This window comes from Streptomyces sp. NPDC047982 (assembly GCF_043204165.1).
Lineage (GTDB): Bacteria > Actinomycetota > Actinomycetes > Streptomycetales > Streptomycetaceae > Streptomyces.
The window spans coordinates 223,189-242,379 of the sequence record NZ_JBIDBS010000004.1 but is presented as its reverse complement, the minus strand read 5'-3'; the positions used below and the strand labels follow the sequence as shown (position 1 = coordinate 242,379).

The following is a 19,191-nucleotide window of genomic DNA, read 5'->3' as shown; positions in this document are numbered from 1 at the left end:
AACCCGCCTCTGGGCGGGACCGCTCCGCCGGGCATAACATCGTCCTCCACGACGGAGCTGCTCCTCAGCAGCCCTTACCCGGCGGTTTCGTTTTCTTGGCCACCGGGCATGAGCCGTAGACACCGCGGGCAACGACGCCTTCTCTCTGCGGCCCCTTCCGGCCCCTCCGGGCGCCGATCTCCAACTGCGACACACCCCACCGCTTCATCCCCGTATCACCCGATGTCCGCATGTTGGAACGAGCTTTTCGCGTCTCGAGAAGCGCCCCATCATGTAGATGCACGCACTTTCGCAGAGGGCCAACGTCGTCCCTCGGCACCGCACATGCCACGACGACGACGGGAGAGCCCATGCGTACCGACGCCTGGTCGCCCATGGACGGTCGCCCCGCCCGGCAGGGGCTGTACGACCCCCGTGACGAACACGACGCCTGCGGTGTCGGGTTCGTGGCCACACTCACCGGTGTGGCCGACCACGAACTGGTCGAACAGGCGCTGACCGTACTGCGCAACCTCGAACACCGCGGTGCCACCGGTTCCGAGCCCGACTCCGGCGACGGTGCCGGGATCCTCCTCCAGGTGCCGGACGCCTTCCTGCGCGAAGAGGTCGCCTTCGACCTCCCCGAGGCCGGTGCGTACGCCGTCGGCATCGCCTTCCTCCCGGCGGGCGAGTCCGCCGAGGCCCTCCGGCAGCTTGAGAAGATCGCCGCGGAGGAGGGCCTGACGGTCCTCGGCCGGCGCGAGGTCCCGGTCGCCCCCGACATCCTCGGCAACGGTGCCCGCGCCACCATGCCCGAGTTCTGCCAGCTCTTCGTCGCGGACGGCGAGTCCACCGGCATCGCCCTCGACCGCAAGGCGTTCGTGCTGCGCAAGCGCGCCGAGCGGGAGGCCGGGGTGTACTTCCCCTCGCTCTCCGCCCGCACCCTCGTCTACAAGGGCATGCTCACCACCGGGCAGCTTGAGCCGTTCTTCCCCGACCTCTCCGACCGCCGCCTCGCCACCGCCGTCGCCCTGGTCCACTCGCGCTTCTCCACGAACACCTTCCCGAGCTGGCCGCTCGCCCACCCGTACCGCTTCGTCGCACACAACGGCGAGATCAACACCGTCAAGGGGAACCGCAACTGGATGCGGGCCCGCGAGTCGCAGCTCGCCTCCGACCTGTTCGGCTCCGCCGACCACGGGCACAGCGGCTCCGCCGACCACGGGCACAGCGGCTCCGCCGACCACGGGCACAGCGGCTCCGCCGACCATGGGCACAGCGGCTCCGCCGACCACGGGCACAGCGGCTCCGCGCGCCTCGACCGGATCTTCCCCGTCTGCACGCCCGACGCCTCCGACTCCGCCTCCTTCGACGAGGTGCTGGAGCTGCTCCACCTCGGTGGCCGTTCCCTGCCCCACGCGGTGCTGATGATGGTCCCCGAGGCGTGGGAGAGCCCCGAGTCCACCCACACCATGGACGCCGGCCGACGGGCCTTCTACCAGTACCACTCCACGATGATGGAGCCCTGGGACGGCCCGGCCTGCGTCACCTTCACCGACGGCACCCAGGTCGGCGCGGTCCTCGACCGCAACGGGCTGCGCCCCGGGCGCTACTGGGTCACCGACGACGGACTCGTCGTGCTCTCCTCCGAGGTCGGCGTCCTGGACATCGACCCGGCGAAGGTGGTCCGCAAGGGCCGCCTCCAGCCTGGCCGCATGTTCCTCGTCGACACGGCCGAGGGCCGCATCATCGAGGACGACGAGATCAAGGCGTCGCTGGCCGCCGAGCACCCCTACCAGGAGTGGCTGGAGGCCGGGGTCATCGAGCTCGGGGACCTTCCCGAGCGCGAGCACATCGTGCACACGCACGCCTCCGTCACCCGCCGCCAGCAGACCTTCGGCTACACGGAGGAGGAGCTGCGCGTCATCCTCGCGCCGATGGCCCGAAGCGGCGGCGAACCGCTGGGCTCCATGGGCACGGACTCGCCGATCGCCGCCCTGTCCGAGCGGCCCCGGCTGCTCTTCGACTACTTCACCCAGCTGTTCGCCCAGGTCACCAACCCGCCGCTGGACGCCATCCGCGAGGAACTCGTCACCTCGCTGCGCTCCTCGCTCGGCCCTCAGGGCAACCTCCTGGAGCCGACCGCCGCGTCCTGCCGCAGCGTCACGCTGCCGTTCCCGGTGATCGACAACGACGAGCTGGCCAAGCTGATACACATCAACGCCGACGGCGACATGCCGGGCATGAAGGCGGCCACGCTCTCCGGGCTCTACCGGGTCGCCGACGGCGCCGAGGCCCTCGCGGTACGGATCGAGCGGATCTGCGCCGAGGTCGACGCCGCCATCGCGGACGGTGCCCGTCTCGTCGTCCTGTCCGACCGGCACTCCGACGCCGAGCACGCGCCGATCCCGTCGCTGCTGCTCACCTCGGCCGTCCACCACCACCTCATCCGCACCAAGCAGCGCACCCAGGTGGGGCTGCTGGTCGAGGCGGGGGACGTGCGCGAGGTCCACCACGTCGCGCTGCTGATCGGCTACGGGGCCGCCGCCGTCAACCCGTACCTGGCGATGGAGTCCGTCGAGGACCTGGTCCGCGCCGGTACGTTCATCGAGGGCATCGAGCCCGAGAAGGCCATCCGCAACCTGATCCACGCGCTCGGCAAGGGCGTCCTGAAGGTCATGTCCAAGATGGGCATCTCCACGGTCGCCTCCTACCGGGGCGCCCAGGTCTTCGAGGCCGTCGGCCTGGACGAGGACTTCGTCTCGAAGTACTTCGCCGGCACCGCCACCAAGATCGGCGGCGCGGGCCTCGACGTCGTCGCCCGTGAGGTCGCCGCCCGCCACGCCAAGGCGTACCCCGCCTCCGGCATCTCCCCCTCGCACCGCGCGCTGGAGATCGGCGGCGAGTACCAGTGGCGCCGCGAGGGCGAACCGCACCTGTTCGACCCGGAGACCGTCTTCCGCCTCCAGCACGCCACCCGCACCAAGCGCTACGACATCTTCAAGAAGTACACCGACCGCGTGAACGAGCAGTCCGAGCGCCTGATGACGCTCCGCGGCCTGTTCGCCTTCGCCTCGGACCGCGCGCCGGTCCCCGTCGACGAGGTCGAGCCCGTCTCCGAGATCGTCAAGCGCTTCTCCACCGGCGCCATGTCGTACGGCTCGATCTCCCGCGAGGCCCACGAGACCCTCGCCATCGCCATGAACCGGCTGGGCGGCAAGTCCAACACCGGCGAGGGCGGCGAGGACCCCGAGCGCCTCCACGACCCGGAGCGCCGCTCGTCCATCAAGCAGGTCGCCTCCGGCCGCTTCGGTGTGACCAGCGAGTACCTGGTCAACGCGGACGACATCCAGATCAAGATGGCCCAGGGGGCCAAGCCCGGCGAGGGCGGCCAGCTGCCCGGCCACAAGGTCTACCCCTGGGTCGCGAAGACCCGGCACTCGACCCCGGGAGTCGGCCTGATCTCCCCGCCGCCGCACCACGACATCTACTCCATCGAGGACCTGGCCCAGCTGATCCACGACCTCAAGAACGCCAACCCGGCGGCCCGCATCCACGTGAAGCTGGTCTCCGAGGTCGGCGTCGGCACGGTCGCCGCCGGTGTCTCCAAGGCGCACGCGGACGTCGTCCTGATCTCCGGCCACGACGGCGGAACGGGCGCCTCCCCGCTCACCTCGCTGAAGCACGCGGGCGGCCCCTGGGAACTGGGCCTGGCCGAGACCCAGCAGACCCTGCTGCTCAACGGCCTGCGCGACCGGATCGTCGTGCAGACCGACGGCCAGCTGAAGACCGGCCGCGACGTCGTCATCGCCGCGCTGCTGGGCGCCGAGGAGTTCGGTTTCGCGACCGCGCCGCTCGTCGTCTCCGGCTGCGTCATGATGCGCGTCTGCCACCTGGACACCTGCCCGGTCGGCATCGCCACCCAGAACCCGGTGCTGCGCGACCGCTTCTCGGGCAAGGCCGAGTACGTCGTCAACTTCTTCGAGTTCATCGCCCAGGAGGTCCGCGAACTCCTCGCCGAGCTGGGCTTCCGCTCGATCGAGGAGGCCGTCGGCCACGCCGGAGTCCTCGACACCGACCGCGCGGTCTCGCACTGGAAGGCACAGGGCCTCGACCTGGCCCCTCTCTTCCACGTCCCCGACCTGCCCGAGGGCGCCGCCCGCCACCGGCGCGTCGAGCAGGACCACGGCCTCGCCAAGGCCCTGGACAACGAGCTGATCAGGCTGGCCGCCGACGCCCTCGACGCGGACCGCGCCGAGAACGCCCGGCCGGTCCGGGCCCAGCTCCCGATCCGCAACATCAACCGCACCGTCGGCACCATGCTCGGCCACGAGGTGACGAAGAAGTTCGGCGGCGCAGGACTGCCCGAGAACACCATCGACCTCACCTTCACCGGTTCGGCCGGCCAGTCCTTCGGAGCGTTCCTGCCCGGCGGCGTGACCCTGCGCCTGGAGGGCGACGCCAACGACTACGTCGGCAAGGGCCTCTCCGGCGGCCGGATCGTCGTCCGCCCGGACCGGGGCGCCGATCATCTCGCCGAGTACTCCACCATCGCGGGCAACACCCTCGCCTATGGCGCCACCGCCGGCGAGATGTTCCTGCGCGGCCGGACCGGCGAGCGGTTCTGTGTCCGCAACTCGGGAGCCACCGTCGTCTCGGAGGGCGTGGGCGACCACGGCTGCGAGTACATGACCGGCGGCCACGCCGTGGTCCTCGGCGAGACCGGACGCAACTTCGCCGCGGGCATGTCGGGCGGCGTCGCCTACGTCGTCGACCTCGACCGCGACCACGTCAACGCCGGCAACCACGACGCGATCGAGGAACTCTCCGACACCGACCGGCAGTGGCTGCACGACGTGGTGCGCCGCCACCACGAGGAGACCGGCTCCACCGTCGCCGAGAAGTTGCTCGCCGACTGGGACGGCGCCGACGGCGGCGCCTCCCGCTTCAGCAAGATCATCCCGTCCACCTACAAGGCCGTGCTCGCCGCCAAGGACGCCGCTGAGCTCGCCGGTCTCTCCGAGCAGGAGACCAACGAGAAGATGATGGAGGCGGCGATTCATGGCTGACCCCAAGGGCTTTTTGACCACCGGGCGCGAGGTCGCCGAGACCCGCCCCGTGGCCGAGCGCCTCAAGGACTGGAACGAGGTCCACGTCCCCGGCTCGCTGCTCCCGGTCATCAGCAAGCAGGCCGGACGCTGCATGGACTGCGGCATCCCGTTCTGCCACAACGGCTGCCCGCTCGGAAACCTCATCCCCGAGTGGAACGACTACGCCTACCGCGAGGACTGGACGGCCGCGTCCGAGCGCCTGCACGCCACGAACAACTTCCCGGAGTTCACCGGGCGGCTCTGCCCGGCGCCGTGCGAGTCCGCCTGCGTGCTCGGCATCAACCAGCCGGCCGTCACCATCAAGAACGTCGAGGTCTCCATCATCGACAAGGCATGGGGCAACGGCGACGTCACCCCGCAGCCGCCCGAGCGGCTCTCCGGCAAGACCGTCGCCGTGATCGGCTCGGGCCCGGCGGGTCTCGCCGCCGCCCAGCAGCTCACCCGGGCCGGACACACCGTCGCCGTCTACGAACGCGCGGACCGCATCGGGGGGCTCCTGCGCTACGGCATCCCCGAGTTCAAGATGGAGAAGTCGCACATCAACCGTCGCGTCGAGCAGATGCGCGCCGAGGGCACCAAGTTCCGCACGGAGGTGGAGATCGGCCGCGACATCGACGCGGCCGAGCTCCGCCGCCGCTACGACGCGGTCGTCATCGCCGCGGGTGCCACCGTCTCCCGCGACCTGCCCGTGCCGGGCCGTGAGCTGAACGGTGTGCACTTCGCGATGGAGTACCTCCCGCTCGCGAACAAGGTGCAGGAGGGCGACCTGACGGTCTCCCCGATCAGTGCCGAGGGCAAGCACGTCGTCGTCATCGGCGGCGGCGACACCGGTGCCGACTGCGTCGGCACCGCCCACCGCCAGGGCGCGCTCTCCGTCACCCAGTTGGAGATCATGCCGAGGCCGGGCGAGGAGCGGAACGCCAACCAGCCCTGGCCGACGTTCCCGATGCTCTACAAGGTCACCTCCGCGCACGAGGAGGGTGGCGAGAGGGTGTACTCCGTCTCCACCACCCACTTCGAGGGCTCCGCTCCCGAAGAGGGACAGACCGTCGGCCATGTGCAGGCCCTGCACCTGGTCGAGGTGGAGTTCAAGGACGGCAGGCCGGAGCCGAAGCCCGGCACCGAGCGGCGGATCCCCGCCCAGCTGGTCACCCTGGCCATGGGCTTCACCGGCACGGACCGGTCCAACGGCCTGGTCCAGCAGTTCGGCGTGGAGCTCGACGAGCGCGGCAACATCGCGCGCGACGCGGACTTCGCCACCAGCGTCGAGGGCGTCTTCGTCGCCGGTGACGCGGGTCGCGGCCAGTCCCTCATCGTGTGGGCCATCGCCGAGGGCCGTTCCGCGGCGCGCGGTGTGGACCGCTACCTGACCGGTGCCAGCGCCCTGCCGGCCCCGATCCGCCCGACGGACCGCGCCCTGGCGGTCTGATCACCCCGAGGATGTCCCGTACAACGGCGTACGGAACTGAACGCGGCGCCTGCCCGTCCCCGACCCGGACCATCGGCAGGCGCCGCGGCATGCCCGGGGCGGCCGAGGCCATGTGTCCGGTGTGCCCGGAGGGCGGCGGGACCAGGTGTGCCCCGGGGACGGCGGGACGCGATAGGCCGACGCGCGCGGGGGCGGGTGACGCGGTACGTGGCAGGCGCCGCGGCATGCCCGGGAACGCCGCCGTCGTGGGCCGCCGCCGCGAACGGGCCGCGGCCCGGCATCACTCCAGCAGCGCGGACGTCTTGAGCACCACCAGCAGCGCCAGCACGGCGAGCAGCACCACGCACGCGGCGGCCTGGACCGCCATACGGCCCTTCACCGGGGCGTACGCGTACGCGACCGTGACGACACCACCGGTCAGCAGGCCGCCCAAGTGCCCCTGCCACGAGGTGAATCCGGCCGAGATCAGCATCCAGACCAGGAACCCGGCCATGAACCGGTTGACCGCCCGCATGTCGCGCCCCAGGCGCCGATTGATGACGTAGAACGCCGCCCCGAGACCGAAGACCGCGCCCGAGGCCCCCACCGTGCCGTCGAACGGCGCGATCAGATACACCAGGACCGAACCGCCCAGCGCCGACAGCAGATACAACGCCAGATACCGGGCCCGGCCCAACTGCTCCTCGACGACACGGCCCAGGTTCCACAGCGCGTACATGTTGAAAACGATGTGCAGGATCCCGAACGGCAGCGCGCCGAACGACGCCCCGGTCGGCGGGAGGTGCAGGAACGCCCCGGTCAGCAGCCGGTACCACTCGCCGTCCACCACCCCGATCACGTCGAAGCCGGTGAAGTCACCGTTCTCGTAGACGTACTGGCTCCCGTCGGGCGCGGTCAGCCCGGCGCCCAGCATCGCGAACCGGTCGACGAGCTCCGGGCGGACCAACTCGCCCAGGTACGCGAGGACGTTGAGGCCGATCAGCACATACGTGACGAGCGGCGCCGCGGTCCTCGCCACCACGCCGCCGAACACCGTACGGGCCTGCCGGATCGACCGCTGTCCCTCCTTCACGCACTCCACGCACTGGTGGCCGACGGCCGCCTCCCGCATGCAGTCGGGGCAGATGAACCGTTCGCAGCGGACGCAGCTCACATACGTCTCGTAGGACGGGTGGCGGAAGCAGGTGGTGGCCTCTGCATCCACGGCGGGCTCCTCACGGTGGGCGGACTTGAAGCGGCCGGTGGGGCGGCGGCGATCAAAATAGCGAACGGATGCCGACAGAGGCGCGAGTGGGTGTCCCAACGGGCTGGGGCCGGGATGTCCCCGGGAAACCGGACAGGAGATGTCGGGTTTCCCGGGTTCCATGTCCCCATGACAACGAGTTCGTCGAGTTCTTCGAGTTCTTCGCGTTCCTGGGAAGCGTTCCGGTCGGCCCACCAGGACTTCGCCGACACCGTCCGGGCCCGCTTCGGGCTGTACCGGCACCACGTCCTGGCCACCCTCCGCAAGGACGGTTCGCCCCGGGTCACCGGCCTGGAGGTGGACTTCCGCTTCGGCGAACTGCTGCTCGGTATGATGCCCGACTCACGCAAGGCACTGGACCTGCTGCGCGATCCGCGCTTCGCCGTACAGGCCAACCCGGGGCCGGACGCCGAAATGGCGGACGGCGACGTCCGGATCTCCGGCCGGGCGGTGGAGGTGACCGACCCCGCGTTCCTGGCCCGCTTCACCGAGGAGGCGAAACCGCCGGAGCCGTTCCAGCTCTTCCGCGGGGAACTGGACGAGGTGCTCCTGACCACCCTCGGCTCCGACGCGATGGTGCTGCGTCTGTGGCGGCCGGGGGCGCCGGTGCGCACCATCCACCGGCCCGCCGACGGCACCCCGTACGAAGCCTGACGGCACGCACCGCCCCGGGCACGTCCTTTCCGGGTTCCTCCGGAGAGGACGCATCCGGGGAGGGACTACTTCGGCCCCGCAGACCCCGCCAGCACCCGCGCCCGGCAGTCTCCCGGCGTCCCCCACGCGTCCCGCAACGGACGCGCCTTCCGCAGCCACAGCGACAGGTCCAGCTCCTCCGTGTAGCCCACCGCTCCGTGCAGTTGCAGCGCCGCGCGCGCCGCCGCGTACCCCGCCTCGCCCGCCGTCACCTTGGCCGCCGCCACCTGCGCACCGGCGTCCGGCGCCTCCTCGGCGAGCGCGAGCGCCGCCCCGTACAGCAGCGGACGGGCGAACTCCAGGCCGGTCAGCGCATCCGCGAGCCGGTGCTTGACCGCCTGGAAGGACCCGATGGCCGCGCCGAACTGGGAACGCCGCTTCACGTGATCGACCGTGGTCCGCAACAGCGCCTCGCCCGTGCCGAGCGCCTGCGCCGCCGTCGCGAATGCCGCCCAGTGCGCGGCGCGCGCCGCCGCCCGCACCACCCCGGGCCCGGACGCCAGCGGTTCCCCGCCCGGCGGGGGACGCAGCAGCCGCCGGGCCGGATCCGAGGACGGTGCGAGCGTCCCGTGCCCCGGTGCCGACCGCAACGTGTCACCGGCCACCGTGAACACGGCGTCCACCGCGTCCGCGTCCAGCGCGTACGGCCCGTACCCGTCCATCCGCAGCGTCGCCGACGCCGTGCCGGACGCCAGACGCGGCAGCCACTCCTTCGCCGCGGCGCCGCCCACGCCCGCCAGCAGCACCCCGGCCGCGACCGTCTCCACCACCGGCCCCGGTACCGCGTGCCGCCCCAGCTCGGTGAACGCGACCGCCAGCTCGACCGGGAGCGGCCCCACGCCCCCGTACTCCTCCGGCGCGGCGAGGGCGAACACCCCCGCCTCCGCCAGGCGTGCCCACAGCGTCCGGCCCGGCCCGAAGTCCCCCGCGGCCCAGGCCCGTACCACCGACGGGGTGCCGGCCGCCGTCAGCATCGCGTCCAGCGAGCGGGCGAAGTCCCGTTGCTCGTCGTCGAGCAGGAAACGCATCAGCGCCGTCCCTTCGGCAGGCCCAGCAGACGCTCGGCGATGATGTCGCGCTGGATCTCGTTCGTGCCCGCGTAGATGGGGCCCGCGAGGGAGAAGACATACCCCTCGGCCCACGCGGAGTCCGCCCGTTCCGCGTCCGGTCCCAGCAGATCGAGGGCCGTCTCGTGCAGCGCGATGTCGTACTCCGACCAGAACACCTTGTTGAGACTCGACTCGGCGCCGACGGCCGACCCGGCCGCGAACCGTGACGCGGCGGCGCAGGTGAACAGCTGGTACGCGCGCGCCCCGATGACCGCGTCCGCCACCCGGTCGCGCAGCGCGGTGTCCGACGGGTCGCCCCGGTCGCGCCAGAGCGCGGCCAGCCGGTCCGCGGCGGCCAGGAAGCGGCCGGGGGAGCGCAGCGTCAGCCCCCGCTCGGCGCCCGTCGCCGCCATGGCGATGCGCCATCCCTGTCCCGGCTCCCCGATGACGTCCTCGTCCGGCACGAACACCTCGTCCAGGAACAGTTCGGCGAAGGCGGGCTTGCCGTCCAGCCGTCCGATCGGCCGCACGGTCACCCCCGGCGCCGAGAGGTCGAACATCAGATACGTCAGCCCGTGGTGCGGCTTCGCGGCCCCCGGGTCCGTACGGAAGATGCCGAACGCCCGGTCCGCGAACGCCGCCCGCGACGACCACGTCTTCTGCCCCGACAACAGCCAGCCGCCCTGCGTGCGCACCGCCCGCGACCGCAGCGACGCCAGGTCCGAACCCGCCTCGGGCTCGGACCACGCCTGCGCCCAGATCACCTCGCCGCTCGCCATCGGCGGCAGGACGCGGGCCCGCTGCTCCTCGGTGGCGTGGTCGAAGAGGGTCGGGGCGAGGAGGTTGATGCCGTTCTGCGAGACCCGGCCGGGCGCGCCCGCCGCGTAGTACTCCTCCTCGAAGACCAGCCAGTGGAAGAGACCGAGGCCCCGCCCGCCGTAGGCACGCGGCCAGGAGACGACCGACCAGCGGTCCTCGTGCAGCCGCGCCTCCCACGCCCGGTGCGCGGCGAAGCCCTCGGCAGTCTCCAGGGACGGCAGCGGCTCGGCGGGCACGTTGTCCCGCAGCCAGGCCCGCGCCTCGGCCCGGAACGCCTCCTCCTCGGCGGTGCAGGACAGATCCATCAGCCGCCCACCTGCCCTGTCGTCTCCGCCTGTCCCGCCGTCTGCTTCGGTCCCGTCATGCCCGGATGCCTCGTCGTGTCCGCCGGCCCTGGAGTGTCGGCCGACCTCGTCGTGTCCGGCCGCTTCGTGGTCTCCGCCCGCTTCATCGAGGCGACGTCCATGCCGCCGAGCGGGTCCGCCGCCGTCTCCGCGTTGTGCGCGTGCGCGAGATGGTGCAGCCCGAAGACCGAGTCGAGGCCGGTGTGCAGGCCCTGGAGATCTTCGGCCTGGTTGACCGCGCGCTTGGTGAGCGCCAGGCCCATGCGCGGCATCCGCGCGATCCGAAGGGCCAGTTCCTCGGTGGCTGCGGCGAGTCGGTCGCGCGCCACCACCTTGTTCACCATGCCGACCTCGTGGGCGCGGCGGGCGCTCATCCGGTCGCCGGTGTACAGGAACTCCTTCGCGATCCGGGGCGGCATCACCCACGGGTGTGCGAAGTACTCGACGCCGGGGATGCCCATCCGGACCACCGGATCGGCGAAGAAGGCGTCCTCGCTCGCCACGATCAGATCGCAGACCCAGGCGAGCATCAGCCCGCCCGCCACGCATGCCCCGTGGACGGCGGCGACGACCGGCTTCGGCAGTTCGCGCCAGCGCCTGCACATGCCGAGATAGACCTCCGACTCACGGGCGAAGCGGCTCTCCGCGCCCGCCTTGTCGCAGTGGTCCCACCACAGCCCCGCCCGGCGCTCGAACGGCAGATGGGCGTCGCGCCCGGGGGAGCCGATGTCGTGGCCCGCCGAGAAGTGGTCCCCGGCGCCGCCCAGCACGACGACCTTCACCTCGGAGTCCTCGGCGGCCCGGTAGAACGCGGCGTCCAGGGCGTAGGTCATCGCCGAGTTCTGCGCGTTGCGGTAGCGCGGGCGGTTCAGCGTCACGTACGCGACGGGCCCCCGGCGCTCGTACAGCACGACCTCGGCGCCGGTGAGGGTTCCGCCGGCGGCGTCGGCGCCACCGTCGGTGCCGGTGCGGGTGTCGGGACGACCGGCGGACGTGGCGTGGGCATCGGGCATCGGCTCATCCTTCCCTAACAAGTGTTTGGTAGGTTAACGTACGGGCTGAGCGCCGTCGAGAACACCGGGACCGGGACCGAGGAGGCACGGGCGTGAGCGCACCGCAGTACGAACCCGGACACGGGCTGCTGGCCGGCCGCGGCGCCGTCGTCACCGCCGCGGCGGGCACCGGAATCGGTGGCGCCACCGCCCGCAGATTCCTGGAGGAGGGAGCCCGCGTCGTCATCGGGGACGCGCACGCCCGCCGCCTGGGGGAGACCGAGGGCGCCCTCGCCGAGGAGTTCGGCGCGGACCGCGTCGCCGCACTGCCCTGCGACGTCACCGACGAGGCGCAGGTCCAGGCCCTTTTCGCGCTCGCCGAACGTGCTCACGGCGGCCTCGACATCGTCGTCAACAACGCCGGCCTCGGTGGCACCGCACCGCTCACGGAGATGACCGACGAGCAGTGGACCAAGGTCCTCGACGTCACCCTGAACGGCACCTTCCGCTGCACCCGGGCCGCCCTGCGCTCACTTCGGGAGGCCGGGCGGGGCGGCGTCGTCGTCAACAACGCCTCCGTCGTCGGCTGGCGCGCGCAGAGCGGCCAGGCCCATTACGCGGCGGCCAAGGCGGGCGTCATGGCGCTCACCCGGTGCGCCGCGATCGAGGCCGCCGAGTACGGCGTACGCGTCAACGCCGTCGCCCCCAGTCTCGCCATGCACCCGCACCTGGTGAAGGTCACCTCCGCCGAACTGCTCGACGAACTGACCGCGAAGGAGGCGTTCGGCCGGTACGCCGAACCCTGGGAGGTCGCCAACGTCATCGTCTTCCTCGCCAGCGGCTACTCCTCGTACATGACGGGCGAGGTCGTCGCGGTCAGCAGTCAGCGTGCCTGAGCGGACGGCGCCCGGCGTGTCCGGGCGAAGGGTCGCCGCCGCGCCCGCGACGTCCGGGGGAGGGGCCCGTGGGCGGAGAATGGGCGGGTGCCTACCAAGAAGAAGCCCCAGGTGACCCCCTCGCCCGAGCGCCGACGCGAACTGCTCGACACCGCTGCCGAGGTGTTCGCCGCGCAGGGATACAACGCCACCACCGTCCGCAAGATCGCGGACGCGGCGGGGATGCTCGCGGGCAGCCTCTACTACCACTTCGACTCCAAGGAGTCGATGATCGACGAGATCCTCTCGACCTTCCTCACCGAGCTCTGGGAGGGGTACGACGCGGTGCTCGCCGCCGGACTCGGCCCCCGGGAGACCATCGAGGCCCTCGTCACCGAGTCCTTCCGGGAGATCGACCGGCATCGCGCCGCCGTCGCCATCTACCAGAAGGAGTCCAAGCACCTGGCGACCCAGCCGCGCTTCCGGTACCTCGTCGACTCCCAGCGGAACTTCGAGCAGGCGTGGCTCGGCACGCTGGAGCGCGGCGTCGCCGACAAGACCTTCCGCGCCGACCTCGACATCCGCCTCACCTACCGGTTCGTCCGCGACACCGTCTGGGTCGCCGCCTCCTGGTACCGGCCCGGCGGACAGCACAGCCCCGACGAGATCGCCCGCCAGTACCTCTCGATGGTCCTGGACGGCATCGCCCTGGACCACCTGGGCCCTGAGAAAGCCCCGTGAACCCGTGAACCCGTGAACCCGTGAACTCGTGAGCCCTTGAGCTCAGTGAAGGAGTGGCAGTCATGGCCGAGGCATACATGGTCGAAGCGGTACGCACCCCGGTCGGCAGGCGCGGGGGCGGACTCGGACGGATCCACCCCGCCGACCTCGGCGCTCATGTACTCAAGGCCCTCGTCGAGCGGGCCGGGATCGACCCGGCGGCCGTCGACGACGTGGTCTTCGGCTGCCTCGACGCCGTGGGGCCGCAGGCCGGCGACATCGCCCGCACCTGCTGGCTGGCGGCCGGACTGCCCGAGGAGGTCCCCGGCGTCACCGTCGACCGCCAGTGCGGCTCCTCCCAGCAGGCCGTGCACTTCGCCGCCCAGGGCGTGCTCTCCGGCACGCAGGACCTGGTCGTCGCGGGCGGTGTCCAGAGCATGACGCAGATCCCGATCGCCTTCGCCTCCCGCCAGGCCGCCGCGCCGCTCGGACTGACGGAAGGACCGTACGCGGGCAGCGAGGGCTGGCGCGCCCGGTACGGCGACGCGCCGGTCAACCAGTTCCACGGCGCCCAGCTCATCGCCGAGAAGTGGGGCATCAGTCGCCTCGACATGGAGGAGTTCGCCCTGCGTTCCCACCGGCGCGCGCTCCGCGCCATCGACGAGGGCCGCTTCGCGCGCGAGACCGTCACCGTGGGCGACGTCACCACCGACGAGGGGCCGCGCCGCGACACCGGCCTGGAGAAGATGGCCGCGCTGAAACCGGTCATGGAGGGCGGCACGATCACCGCGGCCTGTTCCTCACAGGTCTCCGACGGGGCCGCCGCCGTGCTGCTGGCCTCCGAACGCGCCGTGGCCGAGCACGGCCTCACCCCGCGTGCCCGCGTCCACCACCTCTCCGTACGCGGCGAGGACCCGATCCGCATGCTGTCGGCCCCGATCCCGGCCACCGCCCGCGCGCTGGCGAAGACCGGCATGACCATCGACGACATGGACCTGGTCGAGATCAACGAGGCGTTCGCCCCGGTGGTCCTGGCCTGGCTGAAGGAGACCGGCGCCGACCCGGACCGGGTGAACGTCAACGGCGGCGCGATCGCCCTGGGTCACCCGCTCGGCGCAACCGGTGCGAAATTGTTGACGACGCTGCTCCACGAATTGGAGCGCACCGGGGGCCGCTACGGGCTCCAGACCATGTGCGAGGGCGGCGGCCAGGCGAACGTGACCATCATCGAACGGCTCTGATCTCCTCCGGTCCGGCCCAAAATCCGCCGCTCGCGGCGCGGCGCGTCCCCGCCGCGGCCGGCGGAACGTGCTACGGTTGCCTCGTTGCAGTTTTGGTACCCATGAACATGATGTGCGCCTGACGGGAATGCTTCGTCGGGCGCATTATTGTTTTCCGGCTTTCTCCGGATGGGGCTCAATGCGGCGACTTGGAATTCGTGAAGTGCGGATTTCCAGCACTGCACCTGTTGAGGAGAATGACATGGCCACCGGAACCGTGAAGTGGTTCAACTCGGAAAAGGGCTTCGGCTTCATCGAGCAGGACGGCGGCGGCGCCGACGTCTTCGCCCACTACTCCAACATCAGCGCCACCGGCTTCCGTGAGCTCCAGGAGGGCCAGAAGGTCACGTTCGACGTGACGCAGGGCCAGAAGGGCCCGCAGGCGGAGAACATCGTCCCGGCCTGACCGTCGGACGCGCAACCCGCAGCCGGGGCCCGCACCGTCGAGGTGCGGGTCCCGGCTTGTGCTGTCCCCGAGGCATCGAGGCACCGAGGCACCGAGCACCAAGCATCGAGCCCCGGGACCCGGCCCGGAGGGTTCCCCGCAGCCCCGTTGTTCCGCGTTACCCGCGGTCCATGTGGTTCCTGCGGCCCCGATGGTCCCCCAGTCCGGTAGGCCCGTGGTCCCGTAGCGCCGTGGTCCCGTAGCGCCGTTGTCCCGTATTTCCGTAGTCCCGTATTTCCGTAAGTCCCGTGATGATGCAGTCCCAGCGGTCCCCGGCGATTCCCCGGGGGGTCCTGGGAGATCTCAGGAATCCCCAGGAGGGCAATTCCGTATGACCCGCTTCGAACGCCAGGACCGACCTGCCCGCAACCGCCCGTCGAGGGGGCGCGGCACGGCCCCGGCGAAGGCGGCCGCCAAGGGGTCCGGCAAGGGCCCCGGCAAGGCGTCGTCCCGTCGCAGGGCCGCGCCGCCGCAGGGAGAGTTCGCCCTGCCCGAGACTCTGACCCCCGCACTGCCCGCCGTCGAGGCGTTCGCCGAACTGGACATGCCGACGGCCCTGCTGAAGACCCTGGCCGCGCAGGGGGTCACCGACCCCTTCCCGATCCAGGGCGCCACTCTGCCGAACTCGCTCGTCGGCCGGGACATCCTCGGCCGGGGCCGCACCGGGTCCGGCAAGACCCTCGCCTTCGGCCTCGCACTGCTGGCCCGTACCGCCGGGCGGCGCGCCGAGCCGCGGGCGCCTCTCGCGCTGGTCCTCGTCCCGACCCGCGAGCTCGCCCAGCAGGTCACCGACGCGCTGACGCCGTACGCCACTTCCGTCCATCTGCGCCTGGCCACTGTCGTCGGCGGCATGTCGATCAACCGGCAGTCCCTCGCGCTGCGACGGGGCGCCGAGGTGCTCGTCGCCACCCCGGGCCGGCTGAAGGACCTCATCGAACGCGGGGACTGCCGCCTCGACCAGGTCGCCGTCACCGTTCTCGACGAGGCCGACCAGATGGCCGACATGGGCTTCATGCCGCAGGTCGTGGCGCTGCTCAAGCAGGTTCAGCCGGGCGGCCAGCGGATGCTGTTCTCCGCGACGCTCGACGCGAACATCGACCGGCTGGTCAGGATGTTCCTCACCGACCCCGTCGTGCACTCGGTCGATCCGTCGGCGGGCGCGGTCACGACGATGGAGCACCATGTGCTGCACGTGGCCGACGAGACGGACAAGAAGGCCGTCGCCATCCGGATCGCCGCCCGCGACGGCCGGGTGATCATGTTCGTGGACACCAAGCGGTCCGCCGACCGTTTCGCCAAGCGGCTGCTCGCCAACGGGGTACGGGCCGCGGCCCTGCACGGCGGGCGTTCGCAGCCACAGCGCAACCGGACGCTGGACCAGTTCAAGAACGGTCAGGTCACCGCGCTCGTCGCGACGAACGTGGCGGCACGCGGCATCCACGTCGACGACCTCGACCTGGTCGTGAACGTGGACCCGCCGACCGACCACAAGGACTACCTCCACCGAGGCGGGCGCACGGCGCGGGCCGGTGAGTCCGGCAGCGTCGTCACCCTGGTGCTGCCCGAGGAGAAGCGGGAGATGAACCGGCTGATGGCCGACGCGGGCATCTCCCCGCGTACCACCCGCGTCCGTTCCGGCGACGAGGAACTGGTCCGGATCACCGGGGCCCGGGAACCGTCCGGTGTCGCGGTCGTCATCGAGGTCCCGCAGCCGGTCACCCCGCCGAAGCAGCGCACCCGGTCCGGCGGGGCCGAGTCGGACGGTCCCGGCACCGCTCCGGGCGGGCGCCGTCGCCGACGCGGCGGCACCGGTCGTGGCGCCGACGGTACGGGCCGGGGCCCCGGAGGCGGTGAGCGCCGGGGCGCCGGGGGCGAGCGCCGGGGCTCGGACGGCTCCACGAGCGGCGGTTCCTCCCGCGCGGCGGGTACCGGGCGCTCCCGGACCCGGGCCGGGTCAGGATCCGGGGCCGGACGCGGTGGTGACGAGCGGACGGGACGTGGCCGCCGGGCCGCGTAGCCGTACTTCGGTCACCCGTCACCCGTCACCCGTCACCCGTCTCCCGTCACCTGTCACCTGTCACCCGTCTCCCGTCACCTCCCGTACGCGTGGGGCACGCGACATGGGCGGGGACACGGAGCACGCGCGGGGACGCGACGGAGCACGCGTGGACGAGGCGCGGTGACCGTGACCACGGCCGTGACCGGAGTGCGTCCGGTCACGGCCCGGCCGTCGTCATGGTCACCGCGCCGCCGTTCCGTCGTCCGGCGGCGGGGGCGGTGCCTTTGAGAGCGGTGCTGCGAGCGGGTCCAGGGCGCGTGACACCGTGCCCAGGGCCGCGTGGGCCTCCGCCATCACCCGTTCCACCAGCTCCGCACAACTGGGCAGATCCTCGATCAGCCCGGCCACCTGCCCCGACGCCATCACGCCGAGATCGGTGCGGCCGTCGACCATGGACGCCTTCAGCAGCATGGGGGTGTTGGCGGCGAGCAGGACCTGGCTCCAGGAGAGGTCCTTGCCGTGCCTCATCGCGAGACCGTCGCGGACCATCCGCGACCAGCCGAGGCCGGAGATCCGTCGGAAGCCCGCGGCCCGTCGCACCGCCTGCGCCAACGCCCGCACGCGGCCCGCGTGTTCCAGCGCGGCGACCATCTCCGTACGCAGCATCCGGTGCGGCAGTCCGTCCACCGCCGTGGTGACCGTGATGTCCTTGACGCCCGCCGCCAGGTAGCGGGCCTTCACCGCGTCCGGCACCGGCGAGTCCGACGTCAGCAGGAACCGCGTGCCCATCGCGATGCCCGCCGCCCCGTAGGCCAGCGCCGCGACCAGGCCACGACCGTCGTGGAAGCCGCCCGCCGCGATCACCGGGATGTCCACGGCGTCGACCACCTGCGGCAGCAGCACCGTGGTCGCGACATCGCCGGTGTGGCCACCGCCCTCGCCGCCCTGCACGACCACCGCGTCCGCGCCCCACGCCGCGACCTTCTCCGCATGGCGCCGGGCACCGATCGACGGGATGACGACCACCCCCGCGTCCTTCAGCTCGGCGATGAGGTCCTTCGAGGGGGCCAGCGCGAAGGACGCCACCTTCACGCCCTCGTCGATGATGATCCGCACCCGCTCGCGCGCGTCCCCGGCGTCGGCCCGCAGATTGACCCCGAACGGCTCGTCCGTACGGGACTTGACCTCGCGCACCGCCGCCCGCAGCCGCTCCGTCGTCATCGTCGCGGACGCCAGGATGCCGAGCGCCCCGGCGCGGGCGGTGGCGGAGACCAGCCGGGGGCCCGCGACCCAGCCCATGCCGGTCTGCACGACGGGGTGGCGGACACCGACGAGATCGGTGAGCGCGGTCCGCATCAGACCCGCACCTCGCGGTCCCGTGTCCCCGCGGGGTCGATGACCTCGCGGATCAGGCGCAGCTCCGCGGGGGTGGGTTCCCGGGTGGGCGGGACGCCGTCATCCGCGACGGCGAGCGCGAAGCCGGTGGCCTCGCGGACCCGCTCGACGGTGACGCCCGGGTGCAGCGAGACCAGGCGCATCGAGTGGTCCGGGGTCGCGAAGTCGAGGACGGCGAGATCGGTGACGACGCGCCGGACGCGGTGGTGGCGCCGCGCCGAGGGGCCGGCCGCGGCAGCGCTGTCGTACCCGACGCCGCAGATCATGTCGACGCGCTCGACGAAGACCCTGGGGGAGTGCTTGGGAACCCAGTAACTCACCGGATTGTTAAGGGTGTTGACGGGAGCGCCGCGCACCCCGAGCAGCTGCCGGTCGGGCCGGTGCCAGTCCCCGATGCAGGAGATGTTCTGGTTGCCGAACCGGTCGAGCTGACTCGCCCCCATCATCACGTGACGCCTGCCGCCCGTCACCATGGTGAGGTGCTGACGGTAGGGCAGCCAGCCCTCCGTCGTGCCGTCCGGGCCCACGATCAGCGCCTCGCCGTCGGTGAGCAGCAGATCCGGGGCGAAGGTGAGCCGGGCGAGCCGCGCGCCGATGGACGGGACGACACCCATAGGGCTGGCCAGCACCTCGCCGTCGCCCCGCCAGGCGTCGGCGCAGGCGATCACGCAGTACTCGGCCCGGGTGGCGGGGGGCCGCGGTGCGCCGGTGACGGTAGTGGTACGGTCCGCCGCGTCCTGCGTGACACGGTCCGTCGCTTCGGCCGTGGTGCGGGCTTCGACCGTGGTGCGGCCCGTCGCTTCGACCGGGATGTGGTC

General features: G+C 71.9%; 14 protein-coding genes. 8 read left to right on the top strand and 6 right to left on the bottom strand.

From position 1 onward, the window contains the following. Positions 1–350 precede the first annotated feature (350 nt). Together gltB and ACGF2V_RS06595 are read left to right on the top strand one after the other, a co-directional pair. On the top strand, positions 351–5,048 hold the full coding sequence (gene gltB / locus ACGF2V_RS06600) for a glutamate synthase large subunit (protein ID WP_362703860.1): 4,698 nt from the start codon (positions 351–353) through the stop codon (positions 5,046–5,048). Beyond that, entirely contained in the window at positions 5,041–6,519 is a 1,479-nt protein-coding gene (locus tag ACGF2V_RS06595) for a glutamate synthase subunit beta (protein WP_362621164.1), read from the top strand. The genes gltB and ACGF2V_RS06595 overlap by 8 nt, the downstream gene beginning before the upstream one ends. Positions 6,520–6,799: 280 nt before the next feature. On the opposite strand, the gene ACGF2V_RS06590 is transcribed toward ACGF2V_RS06595, so the two are convergent. Next, positions 6,800–7,723: a rhomboid family intramembrane serine protease gene (locus ACGF2V_RS06590; RefSeq protein WP_362703858.1), complete on the bottom strand. Its 924-nt coding sequence runs from the start codon at positions 7,721–7,723 to the stop codon at positions 6,800–6,802. A 168-nt stretch (positions 7,724–7,891) separates the two neighbouring features. On the opposite strand from ACGF2V_RS06590, the gene ACGF2V_RS06585 reads away from it, so the two are divergent. Further along, positions 7,892–8,416 (top strand): pyridoxamine 5'-phosphate oxidase family protein, encoded by a 525-nt coding sequence (locus ACGF2V_RS06585; RefSeq protein WP_362621161.1) that lies wholly within the window; start codon positions 7,892–7,894, stop codon positions 8,414–8,416. 65 nt (positions 8,417–8,481) lie between these two features. Here ACGF2V_RS06585 and ACGF2V_RS06580 read toward each other — a convergent pair whose 3' ends face one another. From ACGF2V_RS06580 to ACGF2V_RS06570, 3 genes are read right to left on the bottom strand one after another with little or no spacing between them, the layout of a single operon-like run. Then, entirely contained in the window at positions 8,482–9,483 is a 1,002-nt protein-coding gene (locus ACGF2V_RS06580; protein WP_362621159.1) for an acyl-CoA dehydrogenase family protein, read from the bottom strand. Then, the gene (locus tag ACGF2V_RS06575) at positions 9,483–10,628 is read right to left on the bottom strand and encodes an acyl-CoA dehydrogenase family protein (protein ID WP_362621158.1); all 1,146 of its coding nucleotides are present in this window, start codon (positions 10,626–10,628) and stop codon (positions 9,483–9,485) included. The genes ACGF2V_RS06580 and ACGF2V_RS06575 overlap by 1 nt, the downstream gene beginning before the upstream one ends. Next, complete coding sequence (locus tag ACGF2V_RS06570) at positions 10,628–11,680, bottom strand: enoyl-CoA hydratase (protein ID WP_362703856.1); 1,053 nt, start codon at positions 11,678–11,680, stop codon at positions 10,628–10,630. Before ACGF2V_RS06570 ends, ACGF2V_RS06575 begins: the two co-directional genes overlap by 1 nt. A gap of 92 nt (positions 11,681–11,772) precedes the next feature. Here ACGF2V_RS06570 and ACGF2V_RS06565 point away from each other — a divergent pair, with 92 nt between their 5' ends. The 5 genes from ACGF2V_RS06565 to ACGF2V_RS06545 all read left to right on the top strand — a co-directional run bounded on the left by ACGF2V_RS06565 (position 11,773) and on the right by ACGF2V_RS06545 (position 16,996). After that, entirely contained in the window at positions 11,773–12,555 is a 783-nt protein-coding gene (locus ACGF2V_RS06565; RefSeq protein WP_362621155.1) for an SDR family oxidoreductase, read from the top strand. 87 nt (positions 12,556–12,642) lie between these two features. Continuing rightward, entirely contained in the window at positions 12,643–13,275 is a 633-nt protein-coding gene (locus ACGF2V_RS06560; RefSeq protein WP_362621154.1) for a TetR/AcrR family transcriptional regulator, read from the top strand. Positions 13,276–13,337: 62 nt separating this feature from the next. Continuing rightward, a complete protein-coding gene (locus tag ACGF2V_RS06555) occupies positions 13,338–14,495 on the top strand; it encodes an acetyl-CoA C-acetyltransferase (protein ID WP_362621152.1) in 1,158 nt (385 codons plus the stop codon). A 241-nt stretch (positions 14,496–14,736) separates the two neighbouring features. Then, complete coding sequence (locus ACGF2V_RS06550) at positions 14,737–14,940, top strand: cold-shock protein (RefSeq protein WP_362621150.1); 204 nt, start codon at positions 14,737–14,739, stop codon at positions 14,938–14,940. 370 nt (positions 14,941–15,310) lie between these two features. Further along, entirely contained in the window at positions 15,311–16,996 is a 1,686-nt protein-coding gene (locus ACGF2V_RS06545) for a DEAD/DEAH box helicase (protein ID WP_362621148.1), read from the top strand. 222 nt (positions 16,997–17,218) lie between these two features. Here the strand turns inward: ACGF2V_RS06545 and ACGF2V_RS06540 are convergent, their stop codons facing one another. Further along, a complete protein-coding gene (locus ACGF2V_RS06540) occupies positions 17,219–18,334 on the bottom strand; it encodes a nitronate monooxygenase (RefSeq protein WP_362621147.1) in 1,116 nt (371 codons plus the stop codon). Beyond that, the gene (locus ACGF2V_RS06535) at positions 18,334–19,041 is read right to left on the bottom strand and encodes a CoA-transferase (protein WP_362621235.1); all 708 of its coding nucleotides are present in this window, start codon (positions 19,039–19,041) and stop codon (positions 18,334–18,336) included. The genes ACGF2V_RS06540 and ACGF2V_RS06535 overlap by 1 nt, the downstream gene beginning before the upstream one ends. Between the last annotated feature and the right edge of the window lie 150 nt (positions 19,042–19,191).